The 3,198-nt window shown below is 47.9% G+C and carries 2 protein-coding genes; both read left to right on the top strand.

Features of this window, described 5'->3' with window-relative positions; translation table 11 throughout:
* Positions 1 to 286: matrixin family metalloprotease (locus RID21_RS09080; RefSeq protein WP_350188319.1), on the top strand; the 286-nt coding region annotated here is incomplete at its 5' end.
* 266 nt (positions 287 to 552) lie between these two features.
* Positions 553 to 3,198 (top strand): choice-of-anchor Q domain-containing protein (locus RID21_RS09075; protein WP_350188318.1); only part of this gene is annotated, 2,646 nt, incomplete at its 3' end.

The following is a 3,198-nucleotide window of genomic DNA, read 5'->3' as shown; positions in this document are numbered from 1 at the left end:
CGGGTATGGCTGGTTCATCGATACCACTCCCGCAGAGCACAGCGAGTTCTCTCCAGCCAGCGACCTGACGTTGATTGCACTCCCTGACAGTGAAGCCGCCAGTCTGATCGATCTCCGCACCGTGATCCTGCATGAACTCGGTCACCTGCTCGGCTATGAGCATGACACCAACGGTCTGATGCAGGAAACACTGGCGTCCGGCGTTCGCTACCTTGCCGACTGGGAATCCGCCACAGATGAGTTCTTCGGCTCACTCGCCGACAATACCGAACTCGGTCCGTTTTAAATCAGGGATGCTCGTTTTTCGAGCTTCTGATACTTCATTTGTGTTCAGATGGCATTGGTATTCATATGTGATGTTTGCTAAACTGGTCCTATTCCTCTGAATCTGTCCTTACCCCGATTATTATAGATTATCAGACCATGTCTCCATCACTCTGGCTGCCTCGACTCACACGGCAATTTCGGAACAGACAAAATCAAAAAACCCGCCGGCGAGGTAAACGAATCCAGCAACATGGTTCCCCAGCCTCACGGCTGGCAATCTCAACTGTGGCCGAGACGCTGGAAGACCGTACGCTGTTGACTGCCTTCACGGTCCTGAATACCAATGACTCCGGCGCAGGCAGTCTCCGCGACGCCATCGAACAGGCCAACGCGAACGAAGGGGCAGATACGATTACGTTTGACGCCTCTCTCGCGGGGCAGTCTGTAGTCCTCACCGACGAACTGGTGATTTCCGACGACCTGACGATTACCGGGTTGGGGGCCGATCAACTCAATCTGGATGGAGATAGTGACGGACGAATTTTTAATGTAGATGATCGTGATGACTTAACTGCTATCACTGTTGCTATTAGTGAGCTAACACTTTCAAATGGCTCGGCTGAAACAGGCGGGGCAATTTATAATGCGGAAACGCTTACTCTGATGGGAGTCAATCTGACTGGAAATACATCGACTCGATACAACGGAGCAGGAATTTACAATGATGGGGGAAACCTTACTTTAGGTCATTCATATTTTTTTGGGAACATGACTCTTGGAGGGGGAACTTTGGGAGATGGTGGTGGGATCTACCAATCGGGAGGTTCCCTTACCATAGCAGATTCTGAGTTCGCTGGAAATAAAGCTGACTATACAGGGGGAGGAATCTACGTCAGTGAGGCTTCTAACGTTTCAATAACTAATACAATTTTCAGATCGAATATTGCACGATCAGGAGGCGCGATTAGGATCGATCTATGCCCGTTCACAATCAGGAATTGTGTTTTCACCGAGAATCGTGCTACTGATCTACATGGTGGTGCAATCTATTACTACGCTAATAGTTATAAGTCTGTAGTTGAAGACTGCCAGTTTACTGATAATTATGCCGGAGGATTTGGAGGGGCGGTTCACTCTTTCCATAAGCAAAAATGGTATACGCTTGAGATAAAAACCAGTACCTTTATTCATAATATCGCCGATGCTGATGGTGGGGCGATAAACACTCTAGGCGAATTAATCATACAGGAATGCTCCTTTTATCGTAACGTTTCGGATGAAAGTGGAGGAGCAGTTCTATGCAGTAATACTCTTTTAATTTCTGGTTCAACATTCGCTGAAAACGATGCAGGGTTCCAAGGTGGTGCTCTCTCTAGCCGTGGTGACAGTCTCAAAGTTTACAATAGTACTTTTTCCGAAAATAGTTCGTATACGAGTGGAGGCGCTATCTCAGCATCTTTTACTTCTTTTGTATCAATTGTGAACTGCACGGTCGTCTCGAACATTGCTAATAATGGCGGGGGAGGCATCAGTGTCAATCAATTATCTTTTGGTGATGAATTCATTCTCTCAAATAGCATTCTGGCAGGAAATGTCTCAGGTGAGATCAATGGAAGTGCTTTTCGAAGTAATACAGGGAGTAATAATATTCTCAATCGAAGCCTTGAAGGATTGGTTGATCCGGAGTTGCGAGATAATGGCGGTCCAACCCAAACCCATGCGCTGTTATTTGGAAGTTCCGCAATTGATGCAGGCAATAAATATGCAGCGAGCACTGCGAGAATTGGAATAATAACCAACGATCAGCGAGGTTCCGGTTATCAACGAGTTGTTGGTGAAAATATTGACATTGGAGCTTATGAGTTCCGCTTAACACAAATCGATTTTCGGATTGTGAATCGGGAAACCTTAACATCTGGAAATGGAGAACGTACTGTTCTAAATGAAAATCTTGGATCGATTGATGAGTGGGGGGATTTCTGGCTCGATATCTGGATCAGTTCACCCTCACCTGCACCAGACCTGGGAATTCTATCGGCATCCTTTGATCTGAATTACGATACGACCATTATCACAGCAACGGCTATTGAATATGGGTCTGCATTCACGATAAAACAGTCCGGAACTTTAAATGATCAGATAGGTGTTGTTGAAAACCTCTCCGCAGAGACCGTTTTGACCGCAGTCGGTGCTGAACGCTACGTTCTGTTTGCACGTATCCATTTTGAGTCAACAGCCGATGATGAAGTCGATCTGGATCTGGCAAATCAGAATTTGAATCCGCAAACTCCCACGTTCTTTATTGAGAATTCCAATATCCTGTTTTCTGATGGTACAGAAAGTGATGAGGTCCAGGGAGTGGATCCCGCAACACAGATCTATGCCAACCCATATGACCTCAACGATGACGGGGCGATCAATTTCAATGATCTCCTGCGGTTTGCAGCCGTTTACCAGCAGAAGCCCAGCGAGTCCTCCTCCGACTACGCCTGGTTTGCTGATTACAACCAGGATGACCGGGTCAGCTTTCAGGATCTGCTGCTGTTCGCGTCTAACTACGGTAAGCGTAAATCCGGTCCAGAACTGGTAACCTATCCTGAGAATTATCCCGATGCCTGGAATCAACTATTAACGGTCGCTCCCGCACCGCCACCATCACAAACCGCAACCACCATCCAGCAAACAACCGCCGAGAGTCTGCTGGGAGCGACCGTTGCAGAGATCAGTCCGCAACTCTCCCCGGCACAGCAGCAAACACTCTCAGAGATCGACATCAAAGTCGTTGATCTTGCAGATGAGACCCTGGGCCGCGCCGCTGCCGGTACTATTTACATCGACGTCAACGCCGCCGGGTATGGCTGGTTCATCGATACCACTCCCGCAGAGCACAGCGAGTTCTCTCCAGCCAGCGACCTGACGTTGATTGCACTC

It is taken from the genome of Gimesia sp., assembly GCF_040219335.1.
GTDB lineage: Bacteria > Planctomycetota > Planctomycetia > Planctomycetales > Planctomycetaceae > Gimesia.
The sequence above is the reverse complement of the archived record's forward strand: the minus strand, read 5'-3'. Positions and strand labels throughout refer to the sequence as shown.